The organism is Sedimenticola selenatireducens DSM 17993, assembly GCF_000428045.1.
Lineage (GTDB): Bacteria > Pseudomonadota > Gammaproteobacteria > Chromatiales > Chromatiaceae > Sedimenticola > Sedimenticola selenatireducens.
Window position 1 is genome coordinate 60728 of record NZ_ATZE01000004.1, and the last position, 24681, is coordinate 85408.

The 24681-nt window shown below is 55.6% G+C and carries 18 protein-coding genes; 7 read left to right on the top strand and 11 right to left on the bottom strand.

What is annotated here, in order from left to right; all coding sequences use genetic code 11:
- Nucleotides 1–4 precede the first annotated feature (4 nt).
- Together A3GO_RS22525 and A3GO_RS22530 are read left to right on the top strand one after the other, a co-directional pair.
- The gene (locus A3GO_RS22525; protein ID WP_051301833.1) at nt 5–412 is read left to right on the top strand and encodes a bacteriohemerythrin; all 408 of its coding nucleotides are present in this window, start codon (nt 5–7) and stop codon (nt 410–412) included.
- Nucleotides 413–438: 26 nt separating this feature from the next.
- On the top strand, nt 439–885 hold the full coding sequence (locus A3GO_RS22530) for a MarR family winged helix-turn-helix transcriptional regulator (protein ID WP_037374686.1): 447 nt from the start codon (nt 439–441) through the stop codon (nt 883–885).
- A gap of 66 nt (nt 886–951) precedes the next feature.
- On the opposite strand, the gene A3GO_RS0104575 is transcribed toward A3GO_RS22530, so the two are convergent.
- Complete coding sequence (locus tag A3GO_RS0104575) at nt 952–1977, bottom strand: class I fructose-bisphosphate aldolase (RefSeq protein WP_029132401.1); 1026 nt, start codon at nt 1975–1977, stop codon at nt 952–954.
- A gap of 178 nt (nt 1978–2155) precedes the next feature.
- Here A3GO_RS0104575 and A3GO_RS22535 point away from each other — a divergent pair, with 178 nt between their 5' ends.
- Nucleotides 2156–3883 (top strand): aminotransferase class V-fold PLP-dependent enzyme, encoded by a 1728-nt coding sequence (locus A3GO_RS22535; protein ID WP_169720361.1) that lies wholly within the window; start codon nt 2156–2158, stop codon nt 3881–3883.
- Between the two features lie 60 nt (nt 3884–3943).
- On the opposite strand, the gene A3GO_RS0104585 is transcribed toward A3GO_RS22535, so the two are convergent.
- Nucleotides 3944–5572 carry a methyl-accepting chemotaxis protein gene (locus tag A3GO_RS0104585; RefSeq protein ID WP_029132402.1) on the bottom strand — a complete coding sequence of 543 codons (1629 nt, stop codon included), beginning with the start codon at nt 5570–5572 and terminating at the stop codon, nt 3944–3946.
- 244 nt (nt 5573–5816) lie between these two features.
- Here A3GO_RS0104585 and hrpA point away from each other — a divergent pair, with 244 nt between their 5' ends.
- Nucleotides 5817–9725, top strand: a complete 3909-nt coding sequence (gene hrpA / locus A3GO_RS0104590; protein ID WP_245621664.1) for an ATP-dependent RNA helicase HrpA — start codon at nt 5817–5819, stop codon at nt 9723–9725.
- 31 nt (nt 9726–9756) lie between these two features.
- On the opposite strand, the gene A3GO_RS22540 is transcribed toward hrpA, so the two are convergent.
- A complete protein-coding gene (locus A3GO_RS22540) occupies nt 9757–11166 on the bottom strand; it encodes a diguanylate cyclase domain-containing protein (protein WP_037374687.1) in 1410 nt (469 codons plus the stop codon).
- A 218-nt stretch (nt 11167–11384) separates the two neighbouring features.
- Between A3GO_RS22540 and A3GO_RS0104600 the strand changes: the two genes are divergently transcribed.
- Together A3GO_RS0104600 and A3GO_RS26660 are read left to right on the top strand one after the other, a co-directional pair.
- Nucleotides 11385–11870, top strand: a complete 486-nt coding sequence (locus A3GO_RS0104600) for a YchJ family protein (protein ID WP_029132404.1) — start codon at nt 11385–11387, stop codon at nt 11868–11870.
- Nucleotides 11871–12216: 346 nt separating this feature from the next.
- Nucleotides 12217–12984 carry an OmpA family protein gene (locus A3GO_RS26660; RefSeq protein ID WP_051301835.1) on the top strand — a complete coding sequence of 256 codons (768 nt, stop codon included), beginning with the start codon at nt 12217–12219 and terminating at the stop codon, nt 12982–12984.
- A gap of 221 nt (nt 12985–13205) precedes the next feature.
- On the opposite strand, the gene purB is transcribed toward A3GO_RS26660, so the two are convergent.
- Entirely contained in the window at nt 13206–14573 is a 1368-nt protein-coding gene (gene purB, locus A3GO_RS0104615; RefSeq protein WP_029132405.1) for an adenylosuccinate lyase, read from the bottom strand.
- Nucleotides 14574–14926: 353 nt separating this feature from the next.
- On the opposite strand from purB, the gene acnB reads away from it, so the two are divergent.
- Nucleotides 14927–17515, top strand: coding sequence for a bifunctional aconitate hydratase 2/2-methylisocitrate dehydratase (gene acnB, locus A3GO_RS0104620; RefSeq protein WP_029132406.1), 2589 nt, complete (start codon nt 14927–14929; stop codon nt 17513–17515).
- 99 nt (nt 17516–17614) lie between these two features.
- On the opposite strand, the gene A3GO_RS22550 is transcribed toward acnB, so the two are convergent.
- The 7 genes from A3GO_RS22550 to A3GO_RS0104655 form a co-directional block, all read right to left on the bottom strand.
- On the bottom strand, nt 17615–20197 hold the full coding sequence (locus A3GO_RS22550; protein WP_051301836.1) for an EAL domain-containing protein: 2583 nt from the start codon (nt 20195–20197) through the stop codon (nt 17615–17617).
- Between the two features lie 372 nt (nt 20198–20569).
- Nucleotides 20570–20998, bottom strand: a complete 429-nt coding sequence (locus A3GO_RS0104630; protein WP_029132407.1) for a hypothetical protein — start codon at nt 20996–20998, stop codon at nt 20570–20572.
- Nucleotides 20999–21358: 360 nt separating this feature from the next.
- Nucleotides 21359–21976: a high frequency lysogenization protein HflD gene (gene hflD / locus A3GO_RS0104635; RefSeq protein WP_037374688.1), complete on the bottom strand. Its 618-nt coding sequence runs from the start codon at nt 21974–21976 to the stop codon at nt 21359–21361.
- A complete protein-coding gene (gene mnmA / locus A3GO_RS0104640; protein WP_029132409.1) occupies nt 21976–23064 on the bottom strand; it encodes a tRNA 2-thiouridine(34) synthase MnmA in 1089 nt (362 codons plus the stop codon). The genes hflD and mnmA overlap by 1 nt, the downstream gene beginning before the upstream one ends.
- A 3-nt stretch (nt 23065–23067) precedes the next feature.
- Nucleotides 23068–23631 (bottom strand): hypothetical protein, encoded by a 564-nt coding sequence (locus tag A3GO_RS0104645; protein ID WP_157606710.1) that lies wholly within the window; start codon nt 23629–23631, stop codon nt 23068–23070.
- Nucleotides 23628–24242, bottom strand: a complete 615-nt coding sequence (locus A3GO_RS22555) for a hypothetical protein (protein WP_051301838.1) — start codon at nt 24240–24242, stop codon at nt 23628–23630. The genes A3GO_RS0104645 and A3GO_RS22555 overlap by 4 nt, the downstream gene beginning before the upstream one ends.
- Nucleotides 24229–24678, bottom strand: a complete 450-nt coding sequence (locus A3GO_RS0104655; RefSeq protein ID WP_029132411.1) for an NUDIX hydrolase — start codon at nt 24676–24678, stop codon at nt 24229–24231. The genes A3GO_RS22555 and A3GO_RS0104655 overlap by 14 nt, the downstream gene beginning before the upstream one ends.
- Between the last annotated feature and the right edge of the window lie 3 nt (nt 24679–24681).

Below are 24681 nucleotides of genomic sequence, written 5' to 3' on the forward strand. Positions count from 1 at the left end.
GACTATGGCAAGATTGGAATGGAGTGAGAGTTACAGTGTCGGCGTGCCCCGGCTGGATGCACAGCACAAGGTGCTGATCCGGGTTATCAACCAGTTGGAAGAGGAGCGGCGTACCGGCGGCTTGATCGTCAGCGTATTTGCCGAGTTGCGACGTTATGTCAGGGAACACTTCAGGGATGAAGAGGCGATGATGCGGGCGGCCGGCTATGCGGACCTTGAGGCTCATATACAGGGGCATCGGCAGTTTGAAGAGTGGCTGACCTCCATTGAAATGGTTTACAACAGTGGCGGCGCCTCCGCTTACTACATTGCCGAGAGCGTGCATGACTTTCTCAAGGACTGGCTCATCACCCATATCCTGGCCAAGGATATGGCGTATAAAGAGACCTTGACCGGACATATACCGGGGTAAGCGGCGGCACGGGTCGAGGTATTACCATGAAACTTGCCAGTTTTCTGCCCTACCGGTTCTCTGTGTTGACGCACAATATTTCACAAAGTATTGCCTCGATCTATTCAAGTCGGTTTCACATCTCGGCCCAGGAGTGGCGCATCATTGCCAATCTGGGTAATGGGCCGCCGCAATCGGCCAATGAAATCGGCAGCCATGTCAATCTGGATAAGGTGCAGATGAGTCGGGCGTTGACCAAGCTGATCAAGAAGGGGTTGGTGTTGCGCACGTTCGACAAGCTGGATAAACGAAAATCCTCGCTGAAGCTCAGCAGAAAAGGTCTGCAGTTGTATGAAAAAATTGTGCCGATCGCGCTGGAACGGGAGCGGCAGTTAATCGCAGTTCTGAACCGACAGGAGAGGGCGCAACTGGATGCGATTCTGGAAAAGCTGGAGAGGCGGGCGGAAGCGCTGAATACCCTGAAGGTCGACTGACCACCGGATTTGACGTGGTGGCGGGACCGGCGTCAGATTGACTCCGGTCCCGGATGCTCCCTTCCTTTATTCACCTGCCGATTCCATCGTTGACTGATACTCACCGCGCCGTGCTGCGCCATTCAATGCGGCACGTCGGTACAGTGCGTCCTGGGCCGCCGCCACATTACCCGGATCACCCTTCCAGGCCTGCAGTGCAGGCTGTTGCAGCGCCCGTCCGTAGGAGAAGCTCAGCTCCCAGGGCTGCGGGGTGAGGCAGTTCATCGCGTTGAGATTGGCAGTGGCCTCCTCCGGTGTCTGACCACCGGAGAGAAAATTGATGCTGGGCAGGGCGGCCGGAACGGTGCGGCGCAGGATTCGCACGGTCTGTCTGGCCACCTCATCCGGTTTTGCCTGGCGTGCATGGTTTTTTCCCGGCGTGATCATGCTCGGTTTCAGCAGCGCGTGTTCCAGTACCACGTGATGCCGGTGCAGCGCGTGAAACAGGGCATGCAGCACCGCCTCGCTCACTTCCGCACAGCGAGCGATGCCGTGGTCGCCATCCATTAATACTTCCGGCTCGACGATGGGTACGATGCCCTGTGCCTGACAGATGGCGGCATAGCGGGCCAGCATCTCGGCATTGGCCTCGATCGCCAGTCGGCTCGGTGTGCTGTCCGAAATATGATAGACATTGCGCCACTTGGCGAAACGTGCCCCCTGTGCCTTATAGCCCTCCAGTCGCTGACCCAGGCCATCCAGACCCTGGGTGATCTCATCACCTGGCGCATTGGCCAGCGGTCCCTTGCCCTTGTCGACCTTGATGCCTGGCACCACGCCTTGTCGTGTGGCCAGCTCCGGCAGCAGTGTGCCGTCATCCGCGCGTTGTTCCAGGGTCTCCTCGAACAGGATGATGCCACTGATATAATCACCCAGATTGGCTGTCTCCAGGATCAGGCTTCGGTATCGGCGGCGCTGCTCCTCGGTGGATTCAACCCCGATAGCATCGAAACGTTTGGCGATGGTCGGGCTACTCTCATCGGCCGCAAGAATGCCTTTGCCTTTCTGTACCAACAGCTCGATGGTTGCCTGAAGCTGGTCCTGGATATTCATTTTCCCCACCCCCGATGCAGTCTGAACAATTTGACGATCTTCTGTGAAGTATAGACAGTGACCACCCAGGTTCCGACAAAATGGAACAGGGCGGTTGGAAAATAACTAATAGAGCAACAACTGCCCTACACAGGAGTGTAGGATAGGTACAGATAAAACGGTTATGGGTGAAATGGGAATGAAACGGCTGGAACCAGACTATTTACGCAGTCAGATTATTGGTGTGGATACGCTCCTGCAGACCCCTTTCGGCGAGCGGCTGATGGTCTATGCGGACTATACCGCGTCGGGCAGGGGAGTGCGGTTTATCGAGGATTATCTGCAGCGGATTTTGCGGCTGTATGCCAACAGCCATACGGAGGACGATACCAGTGGTCGCACCACCACACAACTGCTGCATCAGGCCGAGCAGGTGATCAAACGGGCGCTTAATGCCGGGCCGGATGGACGCATCATCGCCTGCGGCACCGGCGCCACGGGTGCCATTGATCGCATGCAACAACTGGTGGGTGTAAAACTGCCTGCGGCCAGCCGCCAGGTCATGATGTCACTGTTGCAGGGCTTTGCCGGGAATGCCCAGGCTGGAGCCTTTGCCGACTATTGCCGCGCGCACCAGCCGGTGGTGTTCGTCGGGCCCTACGAACACCACTCCAACGAGGTTTCCTGGCGCGAGAGCCTGGCGACCGTGGTGGAGGTGCGGTTGAGTGAGGACGGGGGTATCGATCTGGCGGATCTGGAAAGGTTGCTGAAACTGCCGGACTATACGGGGCGGCTGCGTATCGGCTCATTCTCCGCGGCTTCCAATGTGACCGGCATGAAGTCGCCGGTGCATGAGATAGCCGCCCTGTTACATCAGTACGATGCCCTGGCTTTTTTTGACTATGCGGCCAGTGCACCCTATGTCGAGATCAACATGAATCCGGAACCTGATCAGGTGGGCGGGGATGCCTCACTGGATGCCGTGTTCATTTCACCCCATAAGTTTGTCGGTGGCCCCGGTGCCAGCGGCGTGCTGGTGTTCAACCGCCACTGTTACCATCCCGAATTGCCGCCCAGCGTGGCGGGTGGTGGAACGGTCGACTATGTCGGACCGGAGAGCCATGACTTCATCAAGGATATCGAAACCCGGGAGAATGCCGGTACACCGGGGATACTGCAAACCCTCAAGGCAGCCCTGGTGTTTCAGATTAAACAGGCGGTGGGGCATGAGGTGATCGAGCAGCGCGAGACGGACTATATTCGCCGGGCGCTCGACCGCTGGGGCCACCATCCCGATATCGAGATCATGGGCAATCCGGATCCGGAGCGGCGCATCGGTATCGTCTCATTCAATCTCAAAGGACCGGGTGGACGCTACTATCATCCGCGTTTCATCACCACGCTGCTGGATGATCTGTTCGGCATCCAGAGTCGGGCCGGCTGCTCCTGTGCCGGCCCCTATGGGCACAAACTGTTGGGTATCGATGATGCCCGGGCAGAGGAGTTCAGGGCGGTAATCGCCGACGGGCACTGTGGCATTAAACCTGGTTGGTGCCGGATCGGCTTTCACTATCTGTTTGACGAGGCGGAGGTGGCCTATCTCTTGGAGGCGGTGGAGTTTGTGGCTGATTATGGTTATCGCTTTTTACCTCTATATCGGTTCGATTCCCCCACCGGCCTCTGGACTCACCGTGAGCAAGCCCAATCGGCGATCGAGTTTTCACTGGATGATGCGCTAGAAAACCCGGCTGAGCCCGAGCAATGTTTTACCGTGGAACAACGGCGTGAGCATTATGCGGCCAATCTTGCCGCGGCACACACCTACGCAGACGGTTTGGGTGATGCCTATCGCCATGAAGTGACTCTGGACGGGGAAGAGGGCGTCCTGCAGTTTTTTCTGCTTACCCGGGAGAGTCTGGCGGGCTAGAACCGGGCGGGTTGCGCAGGATATGCCGATATCTTCCTCAGGCCTGGCGCAGTTCAGTTCTTACACCTTGAACTGTCCCATCACCTGTTTCAGTTCTGATGCCAGTCCCGAGAGCTGCTTGCTGGTCTGGGCGATCTGTTCCGAGTGATCAGCCGTCTGTCCGGTGACATCACTGATGGCAGTGATATTCCGGCTGATCTCCCCGGCCACCATGCTCTGTTGCTGGGCAGCGGTGGCGATATGCTCATTCATCTGGCTGATGGTGTTGATTGACTGGGTAATCTTGTTCAGCGAATCACCGGCGTGGGCCGCCTCGGCGACACTGGTTTCCACCCGTTTCTGGCTCTGGGACATCATGTTGGCGGCATTCTGGGATTGGCGCTGCAGCCCCTCGATCATACTCTGGATCTCCTGGGTCGCCTTATGTGTGCGGGTTGCCAGGGTTCTAACCTCGTCGGCCACCACGGCGAATCCACGACCCTGTTCACCGGCTCGCGCTGCCTCGATAGCCGCATTCAGAGCCAGCAGGTTGGTCTGTTCGGCAATATTGGTAATCACCTCCACTACCTTGCCGATGCCGTCACTGTCCGACTCCAGCTGACGGATCACATCAAACGCCTGGTTAACATCTTCGGCCAGGGTGTTGATGCAGGCGATGGCGTTGTTCACCACATTGCCCCCTTCAAGCGCTTCCGCATCGGCCTGATTGGCCGCCTCGGAGGCGTTACCGGCACTACTGGCCACTTCATTGGAGTTGGCTTCCATCTCGGTCATGGCCGTGGCTACCTGCTGACTCTCCAACTGCTGGCGCCGTACGCCTTCGATGCTCTGGGTGGTGATATCGGTGAGGTGCCCGGACTCCTCGGCCAGTTTCAGGGTGGAGGTATTGACCTGATTGATGATGGAGCCGAACTTTTCCATCATCAGGTTGATGGCAAGCGCCAGCCGGCTGAGTTCGTCATTGGACTTAACCTCGGCCCGCAGGCTGAGATCGGATTGCTGCTCGATGGCGCGAACCACATCGGTGACCCGCCGCAAGCGCGAAACTACCAGTTTTTTCAGGATGAAACTGATGATCAAGAGCCCGGCAATCAAAAGTCCGGAGTTGAGTCCGATATTCATCCACAGTTCTTTTAGTACCGTATTGTCAAGATTCTTCAGCGAGTAATCCACCCGCACGGCACCCAGCACTTCACCTTCGGGTACCTGATGGCAGAGCAGGCAGTTGGTGCCACGATAATCCTTTTGCGCACGCATCGGCATGATGACGGTCAGCACGCGTCCGCTCTCGTCTTTATAAAGGGAGTCGATTTTTTCACCTGCCAGGGCACGTTTATCCAGTTCATCCTTGATGGTGTTCTGTTCGGTGCCGGCACCGAAAACCTTGATGATCCCCTCGCCGCGTATAATGCGGGCATCCAGCACCTCTTCGCGTGCAGTCACCTTCTTTCGGGAGATCTCCTTGTTGGCCATGCCGCCGGTCAGCATCAGGGTGTTGACGTTGTCGAAGTAGGAATCAGCCAGGGTTTCGGTCTGGTCCATGACCAGATGCTCCACCAGGTTACGCTGACTGTTAAACTGGTAAAGGGCGGAGACCACCAGGATCAGCAGAAACAGCACAATCAGGGCAAGGTCAATCTTGGTGCTGATGGAGAGACCACTGGCAGAGGCTTTACTGGCTTGTTTCATTTACAGATCCCCGGGTATGTCGGATTGTGTCAGTCACTGTCTCGATAATGAGAAGGTTGATTCGATGATTTTTCCTCTCTTTATTGCGACTTGCCGGATCGTTTCTTTAGGTATTTCCCTACATTTCACCCAAAAAATGATCTGGATCAATATCTCCGGGCAGGACGGATCCTGTATGGGGGATGTGTGTTCAATCAGTACAAATCTGTAAAATAGCCGCTCTTCTGCTAAACGGACTGCTGTTGTGAAGGTTGAGTCGACAATCCCCGCGCTTGAATTACTGGATAGCTGCCTGATTCAGGATCGCCATCCATTGCGCAAGCGAATCAGAACCTTGCACAGGAAGCAGCGTGAAGGAAAAACCCTGGATTCCGATCTGGCGCACCTGTGGCCAAGGCTTGAACAGTCCCGGAAGGCGGTGGAGCAGCGGCGACAGCTTCGGCCTGAACCCCGCTTTCCGGCGGACCTGCCGATTAGTGAACGACAGGTGGAGATTGCCGACCTGATCGCGCAAAACCAGGTAATCATTCTGTGTGGAGAAACCGGTTCAGGGAAATCCACCCAGTTGCCGAAGATCTGCCTGGGCCTGGGGCGCGGGATATTCGGGCGGATCGGCCACACCCAGCCACGGCGTATCGCGGCCCGTGCGCTTGCCGCCCGCATCTCCGAGGAACTGGGCAGGGAACTGGGGGATTCGGTCGGCTACAAGGTGCGGTTCCATGACCGGGTGGGCCCCAATAGCCACATCAAGCTGATGACTGATGGCATGTTGCTGGCGGAGATCCAGCAGGACCGCTATCTGAATGAGTATGACACCCTGATTATCGATGAGGCCCATGAGCGCAGCCTGAATATCGATTTTCTTCTGGGTTATCTGAAAGAGCTGCTGCCGAAACGGCGTGATCTGAAGCTGATTATTACCTCGGCGACCATTGACCCCGAGCGCTTTTCCAAACATTTCTGGGATGCCCCTATCATTAACGTCAGCGGCCGCACCTTCCCGGTGGAAGTGCGCTATCGACCACCCCAGGAGGAGAGCGGCGGTGAACGGGACGATGCCGTACAGCAGGCAATCCTGTCAGCGGTGGATGAACTGTCGCGTATCGACCGGGGGGATATCCTGGTGTTTCTCAGCGGCGAGCGTGAAATCCGCGAGACTGCGGAAAATCTGCGCAAGCACAAACTGCCCCTGACCGAGGTGCTGCCACTGTATGCCCGGCTTGGACCTGCCGAGCAGGCACGGGTGTTCAGGAGTGGAGGTAAACGGCGCATTATTCTCGCCACCAATGTCGCGGAAACTTCGCTCACCGTCCCCGGAATTCGCTATGTCATCGACGCGGGCTATGCCCGCATCAGCCGCTACAGCCACCGCAGCAAGGTGCAGCGCTTGCCGGTGGAGCGCATCGCACGGGCCAGTGCCGACCAGCGCAAGGGACGCTGCGGCCGGGTCGCTGCCGGTATCTGTATCCGGCTTTATGACGAGGAGGACTTTGCTGCCCGTGCGGAATTTACCGAGCCGGAGATTCAGCGCACCAACCTGGCCTCGGTAATCCTGCAGATGAAACTGCTTGGCTTCGGCAATATCGAACAGTTTCCCTTCGTCGATAAGCCCGACAACCGGTTGATCAGGGATGGCTACCGGGTGTTGGAGGAGATCGGGGCGATGGATGCGGATAGGCGGATAACGCCGATCGGCAGGGCATTGTCCCGTCTGCCGGTCGATCCCCGGGTGGGGCGCATGCTGCTGGCCGCTACGGAAAATCAGTGTCTGAGTGAACTGCTGGTAATTGCTTCTGCGCTCAGCGTGCAGGATCCGCGGGAACGTCCGATGGACAAGCAGCAGGCAGCGGATGAGGCACATCGGGAATTCCGCCATGAAGAGTCGGATTTTCTCGGTACCCTCAATCTCTGGCGACATCTTGAGGAGATTCAGCACCATCTCTCCCGGCGCAAGTTCCAGGCCCATTGCCGGGGCCGGTTTCTCTCCTGGAACCGGGTGCAGGAGTGGCGCGATATCCATCATCAGTTGCGTGGGCAACTGCATGAAATGGGCTATCGGGAAAATGAAAAAGCGGCGGATTATGAGGCGATACACAAATCACTGTTGAGCGGTCTGTTGAGTAATATCGGCATGCGCCAGGCAGGTAACAGCCGGGAATACCTGGGGGCCAGAAACAGCCATTTTTTCGTCTTTCCCGGTTCAGCCCTGTTTAAAAAACAGCCCAAATGGCTGGTGGCGGCCGAACTGGTTGAGACCAGTAAACTCTATGCAAGAACGGTTGCCGGAATTCAGCCGGAGTGGGTGGAAGCGGTCGCCGGGCACCTGGTCAAGCAGGAGTATTCCGAACCCCACTGGGAAAAGAAGCGCGGACAGGTGGCCGCCTATACCCGTATCACCCTGTTTGGCCTGCCTATTATCCCTCGACGCAAGGTCAATTATGGCCCGATCAATCCGGTCGAGGCGCGGGAGATTTTCATCCGTTCGGCCCTGGTGGATCAGGATTTTCATACCCGGGCCCCGTTCTGGCGCCACAACCGACAGGTGATCGACTCGATTCATCTGCTGGAGGAGAAGACCCGAAGACGTGATCTGCTGGTGGATGAGCAGACCCTGTATGACTATTACGACCAACGGATACCGGTCGGTATCTACAGTGCCGTTCAGTTTGAAAAATGGTTGCGTCAGGAAACTCGGGAGAAGCCCAAGCTGTTGCATATGCGAACGGATGACCTGATGGCCAATGCGGCCGGCGATGTGGCGGATCAGTACCCCGATACCCTGGAGATGGATGGTCTGCGGCTACCCCTGGAGTATCACTTCAACCCGGGCGACCCGACTGACGGCGTCAAGTTGAAGATTCCACAGGCGGTACTTAATCAGGTCCCTGAAGCACGCACCGACTGGCTGGTCCCCGGGCTGTTGCGCGAGCGGATAATCGCCCTGTTGAAATCCTTGCCGAAGGCGTTGCGTAAATCATTCGTGCCGGTTCCGGATTATGCAGATGCCTGTCTTAAGGTGATGACCCCGTCGGACAAGCCGTTGATCCGTCAGTTGTCGGAACAGTTGCATAAGATGACCGGAGTCTATATCCCCGAGGATGCCTGGCAGGAGGCGGCGGTCGAAAAGCACCTGCGAATGAACTTTCAGGTGCTGGATGAAGCAGGTCGCCCGATAGCGGAAGGGCGTGATCTGCAGGCGCTGAAAAAGCAGCACGCCAGTCAGGGTGAGTCACGCTTCCACTCCTCCACGGAAACCGGCCTGGAACGTGAAGAGGTGACCGACTGGGACTTCGCTCCGCTGCCGAAATCAGTCATGCTGCAACGCGCCGGGATCAGACTGCCCGGTTTCCCCGCACTGGTGGAGACGGAACAGGGGCTGGCCGTGCGCGTAGTGGATTCCGAACAGCATGCCAGGGACGCCCACCGCGCTGGCGTGGGACGACTGGTGATGCTCCGGCTGGCCAAGGATATTCGCTACATTCGGCGCAATATCCCGCAGCTGCAGAAGATGCGGCTGCAGTATGCCAAGGCACCGGTGCTGTCAGATCAGGATCAGGCCGACGCGGTCGATCTGGAACAGGAGTTGGTAACGCTTATTGTGGATTTGACATTCGTTGCCGATCAGCCGGAGATCAGGGATGCCGAGTCGTTTAATGCGCGTATCAATCTATGTAAACCGCAACTGGTACCGACAGCCAACACGGTGATCCAGCTTGCGGGTGAAATTCTCGAACAGTATCAACAGGTCGCAAAAAAGCTGGCCGCCTGTACCCAGATCAACTGGATGTCCTCCCTGGCCGATATGCGCCAACAACTGGACCGTCTGGTATTCAAGGGTTTTTTCAGGCTGACTCCGATACAACAGTTACGCCAGATACCTCGCTACCTGGAGGCCTTGCAACGCCGGTTGGACAAGCTCAACCACGCCGCCGCACGTGATCAGCAACTGCTGCGGGAGATGCAGACACTGTATCAGATGTGGTTGGAACGCGATCAGCGGGAGCGTAAGAGCGGCACAGTGGATGAGCGGCTGGAAGAGATCCGCTGGTCACTGGAGGAGTTGCGTGTTTCCCTGTTTGCCCAGGAACTGAAAACGGCTTATCCGGTTTCCATAAAGCGAATAGCAAAGCGTTGGAAGGAGTTGGGCTTATAAAACAGCCACCGCGGGATGCCGGCAAAGACGTTCAGATCGGAAGAGTGGCTTGCTCTCCAATAGGCTGGTTTGACGGCGGCGATGCAAGCACCCAGTGTGTTTCCGGATCATGCTTGGCGTGATACATGGCAATGTCTGCATGGTGGAACAGCTCGGTAAGATTTTCACCGTGAGTGGGGTAGAGTGCAATCCCGATACTGACGCCGACATTCATCTGTCGTCCTTTCCAGATAAAGGGCTCCAGCAGACGCTCGGTCAGCTTTCTTGCGATTACGCTGATATTTTTCATGGAATTGATTTCAACCAACAGCAGTGTGAACTCGTCACCACCGGTCCTGGCGACAACATCCTCCTGACGCAGTGTACTGCGGATTCGGTTAGCCACCTGTTCCAATACATAGTCCCCGGCAAGGTGGCCGTATGTGTCGTTGACCGGTTTGAATTTATTCAGGTCCAGAACGGCAATGGCCACCTGACCCTGATTACGTTGGGCGTGGGCCAGTGCCTGGGTAACCCGTTCATTGAACTGCAGTCGATTGGGTAATTTGGTTAACTGGTCATGCAGCGCGATATGCTTGATACGAAGATTATTGCTGTAGATGACGGTGGTCAGGATGGCCAGTAGCAGGGATATGATGATACCGGTAACCATGATCCACAGGAGATCCTCACTGAGGATGTCGCTGTTTCCCTTCGGGATGGCGGCAAGTTGCCAGGAACCGTTGGGAAAGGTGACATCCAACAGTTCCGGGCGCTGTTCAAATAACGCGGGGTCACCAAAAAGCACCGCACCATCGGCGCCTAGTCCATCCTTTCCGCGGATGGCGACCTGGTATTTTGAGCCGGTATCGGGCAATCCCGCGGACTCGAATACCGCATTCATGTCGATCACCATGCTGGTAATGCCCCAGTAGTCACCCGAGTCTGGTTCGGCAGAGAAGCTCGATTTGAATATCGGTGTCCGGTTGATAAAGGCCTTGCCACCCTGAACCAGGTCGACGGGACCGGCCACGACGGTCTGTCGCGTTTCGATGGCCCGTTTCACAGCCTTCCACTGGGCTGGAATTTTTCGATAGTCCAGGCCGACTGCCTTCTCATTTCCAGTTAACGGATACATGAGTTTGATTACATACCCCTCCGCTACAGCCACATTTCGGACATAGGGATTGCTGTTCATGAGTTCGCGAGCGATCAGGTTGAATTTCGTTTGGCTGATGCCGTTTTCCGCGGTGATGATTACCGACAGGGCGCGGTTCAGGTAAATAGTGGAGTTAAAGGTGCCTTCCAGCCGGGCGCGTACGGTACTGAGATAGGTAAGGGTTTGGTTTCTACTCTCCTGTTCATGCTTTCTGGTTTGATTGATCGCGATCAGCAGCGTAATGCCTATCGAGATAATAAGGATCACCGTACCGAGGATATAAGGAGAGTAGGTTCTTTTCATTCTTGATTGTCCAAAACAACTGACTGGTCAGCCATTTATTCTATCCATGGAAAAATGCCGACCAATTGCGACAAGTTGACATGGAACCCACGGGCCCCAATATAACCGATAAGCGGCAGGATGGGAAAACACACACTGTTAATCGCATCTGGTATCGCAGCCCGGATAACTGCATACTTAAACGATTCAATGGTCCATGAATTAGGAGATTTTTTCAGATGTCGCTTTGCCTTTGTGGTTCCAACAAACTTGCAGCTGACTGTTGCAGTCCCGTAATCAATGGTGAACGCAAGGCGGTCACGGCCGAGAACCTGATGCGAGCACGTTACTGTGCTTTTGCATTGGGGAGAGTTGATTTTCTCAGCAGCAGTCTGCATCCGGATCATCGTGATGATCATGACGTGGAAGCCACCAGACGCTGGGCTGAAAATTCCGAGTGGCTTGGATTGCAGATTGTGGAGAGTGAGCGGGGTGGGGAACCGGACACCGAAGGTGTCGTGGAGTTTATCGCCAGATTTAAAGAAAAAGGGGTAATCCGCTATCACCACGAGCGCAGTAACTTCAGCAAGGTGGATGGTGAGTGGTATTTTGTTGATGGCGAATTGGTACTGCCTGAAACCAAAATCAATGAGTCGCCAAAGATCGGCAGAAATGATCCCTGTCCTTGCGGTAGCGGAAAAAAGTTTAAGAAGTGCTGTGGCTAGTGATGGCACCGTGGAGTATGTTTATCCGGACATTTCAGCCGAAGCAACTATACTGGACTTTATAAAAGCCTTACTCAGCATGGATATGTGGGGCATGTTATGGGTCACGGGTATCTGTATAGATGAACTGTAAATAGTAGATATCCCTGCTTTTATTAAGAAAATTATCAATTGTAATAAATTGTTTCGTACTCTGGATATTCCACGGATGCTGTGACAAGCTTCTTACACGCAACCGATAAAGGACAAGGTTGAAGTAACTGCATACTTCATGTGTTCAATTCAAAACTTCAAGGCAGAAGACGTCTGGGCATCAGGCGCCATAGTTAATAATAGAGAGGAAAAGATGGCACAATTCAAACACAAAAAAATTATCGCAATGCTGGCCCCCTTGGGTTTGATCAGCGGCATGGCGATATCTACAGCAGGGCTGGCTGATAACCATAATCGCTATGCGATCGATGCATCCAAGGGCGTTGTCAAAAACAGTGCAAATGAGTGCTGGATAACCGCAGGTGGTTTGCAGGAGAAAATTGAGGCTTGTGGTGACGTTATCCTGGTTGACACAGACGGCGATGGCGTGACCGACGACAAGGATATGTGCCCCGATACCCCACGGGGAGCACCGGTGGATGCCAAAGGCTGTCCGCTCGACTCCGATGGCGATGGAGTGCCGGACTATCTGGATAAATGTCCGGGCACCAAAGCGGGCGCTAAGGTTGATAAAGATGGTTGTGAGATCATGATGAAACCGATGGCCAAGACGGAGAAGGTGGTGATCGACAACATTCTGCTGTTTGACTTTGATAGTGCAGAACTGAAGGAAGGTTCCACCGATGTGTTGGATAACAGCTATGCCAAATTCAAAGGCAACGATGCTGTCAAGTCCGTTACCATTACCGGTCATACCGACAGCTCGGGACCTGATGCCTATAACCAGGGCCTGTCCGAGCGTCGTGCCAATTCGGTACGTGATTACCTGATCAGCCAGGGCGCAGATGCCAGCAAGCTTCAGGCGCGTGGCGCCGGTGAGTCTCAACCGGCCTTTGGTAACGACACCAAGGCGGGACGGGCAATGAACCGTCGGGTGGAGTTCAATGTGATGATGAAGTAATCCGGGCACGGCCTGAAAAGGCCAGGTTCTGATAATAAACCGGGGCTGAATCAGCCCCGGTTTTTTCGTTATGAGTAATGTTTCGCGGCTGAAGCCGCTCCTACTAAAGTTACGCTGCTGTAGGAGCGGCTTCAGCCGCGATTAAACCACCACCAGTGGTGACGATCCGCAATACTGCGAAGTTGAAGCGCTACCGGCATTCGGCTAGGCAGTGCAGATAGTCAGATTTTTTTTGCCTGCTCGATGGCGTTGCCGATATAACTGCCGGGTGTCATTTCCCTTAATGCCTTTTTGGCCGCTTCGGGTATGTCCAGTCCATCCACGAATGTGCGCATTTCATCGGCGCCAATGCGCTGTCCCCGGGTCAATGCCTTCAGTTTTTCATAAGGCTTCTCGATACCGTAGCGGCGCATCACGGTCTGGATCGGTTCTGCCAGCACTTCCCAATTGCCATCCAGGTCATTGGCCAGTATCGCCGCATTCGCTTCCAGTTTGCCGATGCCTTTCAGAATGGACTGCAGGGCTATCGAGGTGTAGGCGAAGCCGACACCCACATTGCGTAACACGGTGGAGTCGGTCAGGTCGCGTTGCCAGCGGGAGATCGGCAGTTTCATCGCCAGGTGACTGAACAGGGCATTGGCAATGCCCAGGTTGCCTTCGCCATTCTCGAAGTCGATCGGGTTGACCTTGTGCGGCATGGTGGATGAGCCTACCTCGCCGGCAATGGTGCGCTGTTTGAAATAGCCGAGCGAGATATAGCCCCAGATATCCCGGGAAAAATCGATAACGATGGTGTTAAAGCGGGCCGTGGCGTCAAACAGTTCCGCCATGTAGTCGTGGGGTTCAATCTGGGTGGTGTAGGGGTTCCAGACCAGACCCAGGGATTCAACGAAGCGTTGTGCGAACTGCTCCCAGTCGATGTCCGGGTAGGCTGATATATGGGCGTTGTAGTTGCCCACCGCACCGTTGATCTTGCCCAGCAGCGGGACCTTGGTTACCTGGTCCCGCTGACGCTGAAGCCGGTAGACCACATTGGCCATCTCCTTGCCCAGGGTCGTGGGGGAGGCGGGCTGGCCGTGGGTGCGGGAGAGCATGGGTATTTCGGCGTGTGCGTGAGCGAGCTTGCGGATGGCCTCGATCAGCTGGTCCATTTTCGGCAGCAGTTGCTGTTCGCGCCCCTGTTGCAGCATTAGGGCATGGGAGAGATTGTTGATGTCTTCGGAAGTGCAGGCGAAATGTATAAACTCGCTAACCGCCTCCAGTTCGCTGTTGCCGGCAATTTTGCGCTTTAGGAAATATTCAACCGCCTTCACGTCATGATTGGTTTCGCGTTCGATCTCCTTGACCAGGCCGGCATCCGCGGTACTGAAGTTGTCCAGAATACTGTTCAGTGCCGTCTCGGCCTCCTCGCTGAGTGGGGGCACTTCCGTGATCTGAGGATTGGCGGCCAGAGCCTGAAGCCACCTGACCTCGACCTGCACCCGGGCACGGATCAGTCCGTACTCGCTGAAAATAGGACGAAGATCAACGGTTTTGCTGCCATAGCGACCGTCAACCGGGGATATTGCGGTTAAAGTAGAGAGTTCCATGGGATTTCTGCGCGCCTGCGTTAGTTTATTCAAAGCCAAGACTGGTAAAGCAGCGGATTATACCATTCGATTCCCGGTAGTGACCAAAGGTTAAGTTCTGCCCAACAGCACGTGGTCGGCCTGCTCGCTAATGCCGGCATGATGGGGTAATATCGCCGACATCTGCTCCAAGATAAAACAGACGGTTGTCCTAATATGCAGGACCTTTTTGAGAAATATTTCTGCTGCAGTGCAGAATTTTTCCCGGTTTTGAGTTATAAATAGGCATCGTCCCTGAAATGACGAACGCTAATTCCTTGAAAATTTAGATGAAACAGAGCCTGATCCAGGCGCCAACCCAGGAGGATCACTCGGTGTTAGAAAGCTATCGCAAACACGTAGAAGAGCGTGCCGCGGAGGGCATCCCCCCGCTACCGCTCAATCCGGAGCAAACCGCTCAGCTGGTTGAACTGCTGAAGAATCCTCCTGCTGGTGAAGAAGCCTATCTGTTGGACCTGATAATCCACCGTGTACCTGCCGGAGTGGACCAGTCTGCTTATGTGAAGGCCGCCTTCCTGGCGGATGTGGCCAAGGGAAGTTGTAACTGTCCCCTGATTGACCGCGTTAAGGCGACCGAACTGCTCGGTACTATGCTGGGTGGTTACAATATCGCTCCGCTGGTGGAGGCGCTGGATGATGAAGCGCTGGCACCGACCGCGGTCAAGGCGCTCTCCCACACCTTGTTGGTGTTTGATGCCTTTAATGACGTCAAGGAGAAGGCCGATGCCGGCAATGACCACGCCAAGGCTATTCTGCAGTCCTGGGCTGAGGGAGAGTGGTTTACCCAGAAGCCGGAACTGGCCGAAAAGGTCACATTGACCGTGTTCAAGGTCACCGGCGAGACCAATACCGATGACCTCTCTCCGGCGCCGGACGCCTGGTCCCGCCCGGATATCCCGTTGCACGCCAATGCGATGTTGAAGATGGAGCGTGAGGGCATCACTCCGGATCAGCCGGGAGTCATTGGGCCGATCAAGTTCATTGAAGAGCTGAAACAGAAGGGCCATCCGGTGGCTTATGTCGGTGATGTAGTGGGTACCGGCTCGTCGCGTAAATCGGCTACCAACTCAGTGTTGTGGCACATGGGCGATGATATTCCCTTCATCCCCAACAAGCGTGCTGGCGGCTTCTGCCTCGGCGGCAAGATCGCGCCGATTTTCTTCAATACCATGGAGGATGCCGGCGCACTGCCGTTCGAATGTGATGTCTCCAACCTGAACATGGGGGATGTCATTGACGTCTACCCCTACGAGGGAGTGGTCAAAAACCATGAGAGTGGCGAAGAGCTGTGTCGCTTCGAGTTGAAAACCGATGTGTTACTGGATGAGGTGCGTGCTGGCGGACGTATCCCATTGATTATCGGTCGCGGCCTCACCGCCCGGGCCCGTGAGGCGCTGGGTCTGGATCCATCCACCCTGTTCAAATCACCGGCCCCGGCGGCTGACAGCACCAAGGGTTACTCCCTTGCGCAGAAGATGGTCGGCCGTGCCTGCGGTGTCGAGGGTGTCCGCCCAGGCGCCTACTGCGAGCCAAGGATGACCACGGTCGGTTCCCAGGATACCACCGGTCCCATGACCCGTGACGAGCTGAAGGATCTGGCCTGCCTCGGTTTCTCCGCCGATCTGGTGATGCAGTCTTTCTGCCACACCGCGGCCTACCCGAAACCGGTGGATATCACCACCCATCACACCCTGCCTGATTTCATTTCCTCCCGTGGCGGTGTGGCCCTGCGTCCGGGTGACGGCATTATTCACTCCTGGCTGAACCGCATGCTGTTGCCCGATACCCTGGGTACCGGCGGTGATTCCCACACCCGCTTCCCGATCGGTCTCTCGTTCCCGGCTGGTTCTGGTCTGGTCGCCTTCGCCGCCGCCACCGGTGTGATGCCACTGGATATGCCGGAGTCGGTGCTGGTGCGCTTCAAGGGAAAAATGCAGCCGGGCATCACCCTGCGTGATCTGGTCAATGCCATTCCCTACTATGCCATCAAGCAGGGCCTGTTGACCGTCGCCAAGGCGGGCAAGAAGAACATCTTCTCCGGTCGCGTGCTGGAGATCGAGGGTCTGCCGGACTTGAAGGTGGAGCAGGCGTTTGAACTCTCCGATGCCTCGGCAGAGCGTTCGGCGGCCGGCTGTACCATCAAACTGGATAAGGCGCCGATCATCGAGTACCTGCAATCCAACATCACCCTGTTGAAGTGGATGATCGCCAACGACTACCAGGATCCACGTACCCTGCAACGGCGCATCGAAGGCATGGAGAAGTGGTTGGCGGACCCGCAGTTGCTGGAAGGTGATGCCGATGCCGAATATGCGGCGGTGATCGAGATCGATCTGGCGGACGTGAAAGAGCCGATCCTGGCCTGTCCGAACGATCCGGACGACGTCAAGCAGCTCTCCGAAGTGGCTGGTCAGAAAATAGACGAGGTGTTCATCGGTTCCTGTATGACCAATATCGGTCATTTCCGGGCGGCGGGTAAGCTGCTGGAAGGCAAGCATGACATACCGACCCGTCTGTGGATGGCACCACCAACCAAAATGGACGCCTATGTGCTGAACGAAGAGGGCTATTACGCCACCTTCGGTAAGGCGGGAGCACGCATGGAGATGCCGGGCTGCTCACTCTGCATGGGTAACCAGGCACGGGTGAAAGACAACGCGACTGTAGTCTCTACCTCGACCCGCAACTTCCCCAACCGTCTCGGTACCGGGGCCAATGTCTACCTCTCATCCGCCGAACTGGCGGCCGTTGCAGCTATCATCGGCAAGTTGCCGACGGTTGAGGAGTACATGGTCTATGCGGATCAGATCGATGCCATGTCTGCGGATATCTTCCGCTACATGAACTTTGATCAGATCGAGGCCTACCAGTCGGTAGCCAATCGGGTGGAATTCGTCGCCTGATCCCACCTTCTCGGGTGGAAACTGCAAAGCCCCTGGATCACCCAGGGGCTTTTTTTATGCGCCCGGCACGGGCGCACTTTTGCGGGTTTGAGCCTTCACTTAAGTATGTAGGGGGAGCAGATAACGCTGTTCGAATTCCTCGGCTGGCATCGGTCGTCCCAGGAGATAACCCTGGCCATGATCGCAGCCCAGGTGTTTGATCAGCTCCAGCTGCCGGGAGGTCTCGATGCCCTCCGCCGTTACCTGAAGATCCATGTTTCTGGCCAAGGCGACAATGGATGAAACGATAGCCGCATCATTGCTGTCGTCGGTCATGTCCATGACGAATGATCGGTCAATCTTCAGACTGGCGATGGGAAAGCGCTTGAGATAACTGAGGGAGGAGTAACCGGTACCGAAATCGTCAATGGATAGCGATATCCCCATTTCTCGCAGTCGTGTAAGTATCTCAATGGCTGAATCTGCATTGTCCATCAATACGCTTTCCGTTATCTCCAGTTCGAGAAACCGGGGCTCAAGCTGATTTTTATTGAGTGCCTTGATAATGGTCTCAATAATCATCGGATTGAAATGGCGGGCCGATATGTTGACCGCTACGTGCAGATGGTCGATTGCCAGTTTCTGCCACGCCTTGATTTGCCGGCAGGCCTCCTGTATCACCCATTCGCCGATGGGAATGATCATGCCGGTATCCTCCGCCAGGGGGATAAAATCGGAGGGCGGGATCAAGCCTTTTTCAGGGTGGTTCCAGCGGATCAGGGCTTCCATGCCGACCAGCAGGTCGTTCGTCAGATCAAATTTCGGTTGGTAGAACAGGCAGAGTTGATTTTTCGATATGGCGTGACGCAGACTGCCCTCAAGCAGCAGCATCTTGACTGTCCGGTCGTTCATGTCCCGGGTATAGAACTGGAAGCTGTTGCGGCCGGCATCCTTGGCCCGATACATGGCGGTGTCGGCGCATTTCATCAGCCCGTCCACCGTGGTGGCATCATCCGGAAAAAGGCTGATGCCTATACTGACAGTGGGAAAAATCTCTATTCCATTGATCACCATCCGCCGCGACAGGGTGGTAAGACATTTTGACGCAACAGCGGCTGCGCTGCCCGGATCGGGTAGTTCTTCCAGGATAATGACAAACTCGTCGCCGCCCAGGCGAGCCACTGTGTCATCTTCCCGCATGGCTCGCTGCAGGCGTGTGGAGACCGTCTTGAGCATGCCGTCGCCGACATCATGACCCAGACCGTCATTGATGTTTTTAAACCGATCCAGGTCCAGGAACAGAACCGCTACCGGATGTCCGGTCCGGTGTGCCTTGTGCATGGCGTGTTCCAGTCGGTCATGGAATAGCAGCCGGTTTGGCAGACCGGTCAAGGCGTCATGTTGTGCCAGGTGGCTCAGTCTCGCCTCGTTTTCACGCAGCTGCTGTTCCGTGGCCAACTGATCAGTAATGTCTTTGGAAGTTTCGATTATACCGATCAGGGTGCCGTCGCTCTCCCAGAAGGGAGATGCATCCAGTTCGTACATTCTTGGTTTCATGCCGACACAGTGATGTTCGTGTATCAGGGTGACCGGTGCCGCCTGATCCATCACCTGCTGGAGCGGGCAGGGGTGGTCTTTGCCGGAGCAGGGTGTGTTCCGGTGATGAGAGGCCTCATAGCAGTGATATATCTTATCCCTGGGCGCGTCGTCAGGAAGGCAGTTTCGGGCAGCCCTGTTCATCATAATGACCCGATAATCCTTGCGTATCACCATGATAGGATCGATTACCCCATCAATGACCGCCTGCAGGAACTGCTGTTTTTCCCGCACTGCCTGTTCGCTCTGCTCCATGTGCTGAGTGCGGACCGCAATCGCTTCCGTCATGGAGTTAAAGGCAGCCCCCACCTGGGCGATTTCGTCACTTCCGGCTGTGGGTACGCGTGTTGTATAGTCTCCCGCCGCCAGTTGTCGGGTTGCCGAGGTGAGGGCCGTGATACGGTTCAATACCGTGTGCCTGATCAACAGAAAGACCGCCAGAAAGGTACAGAAAAAGCCGAACAGATAATTCAGGCTGGAGTTCCAGACCTGATTGATAGCGCGTCTTTCCAGTTCCTCGGCCGGGAGTTTGATGCTGAAAATTCCTTTCAGATCACCCAATTGGTAATGATAGGATGCTTCGTACATCTCACGAATGCCGGGTGGCGCGTCTTCGGGTTTGCCGTGGCATTTCAGGCAGTCCTTGGTGATCCAGATGGGACTCGAGAAGTGATAGAAGGATTTTCCCTCGGGGGTCGTAAACGGGATCATTCGCTCCTGTTGACCGGGGTTGTCTCTGAAATGCTGTATCGCCTCCATCTCTATCCTGTCGGCTTTGAGGTCCGGATTGCGCGGCCGGTCGGAGACGTTGTTGAATGAGAGACCCGTGGTAACCCAGTTAGAAAACTCCCTGGATATCCGGCTCAGTGCGTGCGCCGGCAGGAAGCCGATGGTGTTCTCATTCAGAGGTAATCCGCTGGTCATAAACTGGTGACGATAGACTCGGCGGGTGGCTGCCATCATGCCACGGATGGAACGGGCTTCGTTGATCAGAGATTCGGCGATCTCCTTGCGGGTGTCCTGGTAGTCAATATAGGTGAGAACTCCAAATGCGATCAGAAATACCGTACCGATAGTGAGCAGCAATCTGGACTTCAGACCCAGCATCGGAATAGGTAAACCGGGTGATAAGGATAAGAAAGGTTGTGCCAATTCATTGCTGGTCTGGGTCTCTGGATTTAACTCAACTCGGTTATATATAGCGGATATATTGGCCGTACAGTGAGTGTTGTTCAGGATACTGTGTCAAATGACACAATTATTGGCAGTTTACGGGGGTATCTACGCCAGATAATTGACTTGCAGCAAAAAAATGCCACTAATCAAATTTAGGCGATCCCGGGCTTCGCCGGGGGAGGATTGTTTGCTGATCCGGAAGCTGTCACAGTGCGCCGCAAAAGTACAGGCAACCGCGTGGGTTGCCCGGATCACTAGCGCAACATCGCGTGTGAGGGGGTGATTGATAGAGGAAAATTTGTCTCAGATATCCTGTCTGGGGGCCGACTCAACAGGTTGGGTGGCCTGGCGGTAGAGGGATTTTGACTTCTCCGCAATACTGGAGCCGAATTCGCTTGCCTTCTCAGCTACCAGTGCCCCGGTCTGTTTGGTCTTTTTCCAGGCGTTGCGTGATGTGTCGGCAATTACCTCGCCGGCCGCGCTTCCTTTCTCCTTGACGGTCTGATAAACCTCTTTCGACTTCTGCGCGACCGTTGAGCCAAATTCCTGACCGCTCTGAACCGTACTCGATCCCACCTCACGGGTTTTATCCCATGCCCCGGTTTTATCCGTATCGCTCGCCGCGGAGGGCTGGCTTTGATCCTGTCCCGCGTCGCTGTTTGCAAAGACGGAGAGGCTCATGAGTGAAAACAAGAGCATAACTATCAGCAGTTGAACGTGTCTTTTTTGCATAGCAATCAGTTCCAGGTGTTGGTTTTACGGCATTGTCGCACGCCACAGAAGCTGGGGGTTATCGAACCGTTCCCACTTTTCGTTGGATCATGGCGAAGCGTAAGAAGATCTGTGACTCCCCACACAGTTGCCTAGGAGTTTGTCGGGCTTGACCGATCGTAGCGAGGGAAAGCCGATTTGTTCCGCACGTCCCTGTGCTCCACCCCTTCGGGGTTGGCACGTCAATCGCTCCAGGCGATTGAATGAGACAGATTTTTTGATCTTTCGAGGCGAATAGTGGACCTATCCAACGAGGAAGATCGGAAAATATGGCCAAATCCGGCTTTTCCGCAGTAGATCAGTGTTAAGTCCGACAGACTCCTAAAGAATATGCAGAAGCCGCCGTGCCTGCTCTGCCATTTTTTTGCGCCCCAAGATCACCTGCCATCTACCGCCGTCGCACTGACGCCAGAGCATGGCGGAGCGGATGCCCGCCAGCAGCAGCGCCCGGATTCGATTCACATTGTCAGGATTTTGCAGGTGTAGCGGTTCACCCTTGACCATGATGCGTGGCTTGAGGGTGCTTATCGTATGGGCATAGATGTCCGCGAGTTGGGCGATGATGTTGGTATGCAGCAGGTGAAAATGAGTGATCCTGCCTTCGGCCGATCTGATACCCTCCTGGATCTGTTGCTGCATGGGTCTGTTTTTACTCAGCTTGCGTTCGAGGTGGAGCAGGGCGATGACATACTGGGTGACCAGAACGTTATCTGTGCGTTTTTCTCCCAACTGCTGTTGAATCAGGCGCAGTCCGGATTCCACGCCCTGCAGGCCACCATAGACGTTATCCACACTGTCTGCATCGATCTTGAACAGGCTGTGGATGCTGGCCTCCATCGACTGGGTATCCACAATGCCCTGCTCGGCGATCTGTGCTGCCATGTTGGCAGCCTGGAAAACACCAGCCAGGGCGATGCATCTATCACGGTCACTCTTCATTAATATGCCTGTTCGATTATGCCGCCGCCGAGGCACACCTGGTCCTGATAAAAGACGATGGATTGTCCCGGTGTCACGGCGCGCTGTTTTTTATTAAATTGGACCCGCAGATGACCGTTTTCAAGCGGTGACAGGGTGCAGGCCTGAAGTGGCTGACGGTGCCGGATACGGGCCATGCAGGTGACGGGTAGTGGCGGAGCAGAACCGGCAACCCAGTGTAGTTGACTCGCATCCAACTCCTGTTTCAGCAGCAGTGGGTGATCATGTCCCTGTGCGACAATCAGCCGGTTGCTCTCAAGATCCTTGTCGACGACAAACCAGGGATCGGTTTCACTGTCCGCCCGTCCGCCGATGCCCAGGCCCTTGCGCTGACCCAGGGTATAGTACATCAGACCCTGGTGCTCACCGATCACGCTCCCCTCAGGGGTGACCATCTGGCCCGGTCTGGCCGGCAGATAGCGGCTGAGAAATTCGCTGAATTTACGTTCGCCGATAAAGCAGATACCGGTGCTGTCTTTCTTTTTGTGGTTGGGCAGACCAGCCTGTTCGGCAATTTTTCGCACTTCCGGCTTTTCCAGGTCACCCAGGGGGAAGTGGCTGTGGCGGAGTTGTTCCTGACCCAGCATATAGAGAAAATAGGTCTGGTCCTTGTTTTCATCGCGTGCCCGCAACATCTGCCAGTTATCTTCCCGGCGGCCGATACTGGCGTAATGCCCGGTGGCGATGCCGGCGGCGCCCAGGTGCAGGGCATAATCCAGAAAGGCCTTGAATTTGATTTCACGATTACACAGGACATCTGGATTGGGTGTGCGCCCGGCGCGATATTCAGCAAGAAAATGCTCGAACACATGATCCCAGTACTCCCCGGAGAAATTAATGGTGTGCAGCCGGATGCCGAGCTGGTCGGCAACGGATTGAGCGTCGGCCAGATCAACTGCGGCTGAGCAGTACTCCCGGGAGTCGTCTTCCTCCCAGTTCTTCATGAACAGGCCTTCGACCTGATAGCCCTGCTCAATCATCAGCAGGGCGGCAACGGAGGAGTCGACACCGCCGGACATGCCGACGATTATCTTTTCTATTTTAGCCATGATTCACTTCAGTCTGAAATCCTGCCCCGCCAGCCATGCTTCGATCGGTTGCATGACAGGCGGTTGGCCGTTTGCAAAAAACCAGGAATCTACCGCGTACTGCTGTTTGGTCTGGATATCCATGATGCTGGCGGTCCAGTGAATATCGAACAGCCAGGGATTGCGACGTCGCCGTTCCTTCACCTGATGCCATTTTAACAGGTTGTCCTTTGCAATGAGCTGCAGATAGATGGTGGTATTCTTTGACTCGGCAATGCAGTCCAGCTGACCGACTTCGGATCCCTCGCCGTCATTTTCCGCCAGGTCGCGCCAACTGCCGGTCTGTTCGCCCACCTGTTGTTCCATTTTCGCTATAGCGGCCTGGATCTGCTGCCGCTCCTCCGCGGCTGTCCGGGCGGCGGAAAACAGGGTACGGATCTCCCGCCATTGATGGTCGCGAAGTGTAACAGGTTTCCGAATATCGCAGTGAAAATCGGTGCAGGCCTGAAATGGCGGCGGTGCCCCCCGGGCCTGCAACTGACCGGCAGGAAGGAGACAGCAGAATAGCGTGATTGCCCGATACATCATGACCCGGCCGGACGCCAGCCCTCCTGCCACTGCTCCAGTGGCAGGATTTCAGGGGCCAGACCATTGTCATAAAACCAGGAGTCGACCGCCCAGAGGCTGTGATCCTCCCTCGCTTCTATCACCGCGGTGGTGTGCGGCCAGCCGAAGAAAAAAAAGCCGCGGGTCACCGGGTCTCTAAGTCGGTGCCATTTCAGCAGTCCATCCTGTTGCATCATATACAGATAGGTGGTGGTGTTGGTGGACTCATCAATGCAGTCCATTCGGTGTCCTGCCGGATTGTCGCTGGATTTGTTCAAGCCTTTGTCATTCTCGGTGCCGGTCATGGGACCGACGATCTGTTCCAACCTGGCCACCGCTTTTCCGATCATCGCGCGTTCCTCGCCAGCTGTCTCCGAGCCAGGAAGGAAAATAGCCCGGATACCCTGCCATTGATCATCCGACAACGCCAGCTGGCTGATGGATTGGCAGCTGTTATCAAAACAGATGGAGAAGTTATCGGGAGCAGGTGTGGTGTTGATCTCGCTGCTGACAAATACCACGGCGTTGGCACCGCCGGAACCGGTCAGCTGCCAGAGTAATAAACAGAGACTGGCTGCCTTACTTAAGGTCATTGATCAACCCCAGCGGGTATCGGCATCCGGCCAGGTAGTCATCAATGCAGCGCAGCACCATGGGGCTTCTCAGTTGTTGCGGATTGGCGGCCAGTTCATCACGGCTCAACCAGAGAGCACGCAGAATCCCGTCATCCAGCGGCAGTTCCGGTTGATGGTCGTGACAGTCGCCGTGAAAGCAGAAACGCAGATAAGTGGTCTCGGCTGGCGGTACCTGCCAGCGGTAGATACCGATGAGGGTCTGTGGAGTAAAACCCCAGCCGGTCTCTTCCCGGGTTTCCCGGATGACTGCATCCAGCAAGCTTTCCGCCTCTTCCAGATGGCCCGCCGGCTGATTGAAGACCGTCTTGCCGTCAGCGTCCAGCTCTTCAACCATAAGAAAACGTCCGGATTGTTCAATAATAGAAGCGACGGTGGTGTGTGGAGTCCAGATCATAGG

Bases quoted from the DNA above. Each gene is read 5' to 3' on its own strand.
- A3GO_RS22525 (WP_051301833.1), top strand. From the start codon at position 5: ATGGCAAGATTGGAATGGAGTGAGAGTTACAGTGTCGGCGTGCCCCGG.
- A3GO_RS22530 (WP_037374686.1), top strand. From the start codon at position 439: ATGAAACTTGCCAGTTTTCTGCCCTACCGGTTCTCTGTGTTGACGCAC.
- A3GO_RS0104575 (WP_029132401.1), bottom strand. From the start codon at position 1,977: ATGAATATCCAGGACCAGCTTCAGGCAACCATCGAGCTGTTGGTACAG.
- A3GO_RS22535 (WP_169720361.1), top strand. From the start codon at position 2,156: ATGAAACGGCTGGAACCAGACTATTTACGCAGTCAGATTATTGGTGTG.
- A3GO_RS0104585 (WP_029132402.1), bottom strand. From the start codon at position 5,572: ATGAAACAAGCCAGTAAAGCCTCTGCCAGTGGTCTCTCCATCAGCACC.
- A3GO_RS22540 (WP_037374687.1), bottom strand. From the start codon at position 11,166: ATGAAAAGAACCTACTCTCCTTATATCCTCGGTACGGTGATCCTTATT.
- A3GO_RS0104600 (WP_029132404.1), top strand. From the start codon at position 11,385: ATGTCGCTTTGCCTTTGTGGTTCCAACAAACTTGCAGCTGACTGTTGC.
- A3GO_RS26660 (WP_051301835.1), top strand. From the start codon at position 12,217: ATGGCACAATTCAAACACAAAAAAATTATCGCAATGCTGGCCCCCTTG.
- purB (WP_029132405.1), bottom strand. From the start codon at position 14,573: ATGGAACTCTCTACTTTAACCGCAATATCCCCGGTTGACGGTCGCTAT.
- A3GO_RS22550 (WP_051301836.1), bottom strand. From the start codon at position 20,197: ATGCTGGGTCTGAAGTCCAGATTGCTGCTCACTATCGGTACGGTATTT.
- A3GO_RS0104630 (WP_029132407.1), bottom strand. From the start codon at position 20,998: ATGCAAAAAAGACACGTTCAACTGCTGATAGTTATGCTCTTGTTTTCA.
- hflD (WP_037374688.1), bottom strand. From the start codon at position 21,976: ATGAAGAGTGACCGTGATAGATGCATCGCCCTGGCTGGTGTTTTCCAG.
- mnmA (WP_029132409.1), bottom strand. From the start codon at position 23,064: ATGGCTAAAATAGAAAAGATAATCGTCGGCATGTCCGGCGGTGTCGAC.
- A3GO_RS0104645 (WP_157606710.1), bottom strand. From the start codon at position 23,631: ATGATGTATCGGGCAATCACGCTATTCTGCTGTCTCCTTCCTGCCGGT.
- A3GO_RS22555 (WP_051301838.1), bottom strand. From the start codon at position 24,242: ATGACCTTAAGTAAGGCAGCCAGTCTCTGTTTATTACTCTGGCAGCTG.
- A3GO_RS0104655 (WP_029132411.1), bottom strand. From the start codon at position 24,678: ATGATCTGGACTCCACACACCACCGTCGCTTCTATTATTGAACAATCC.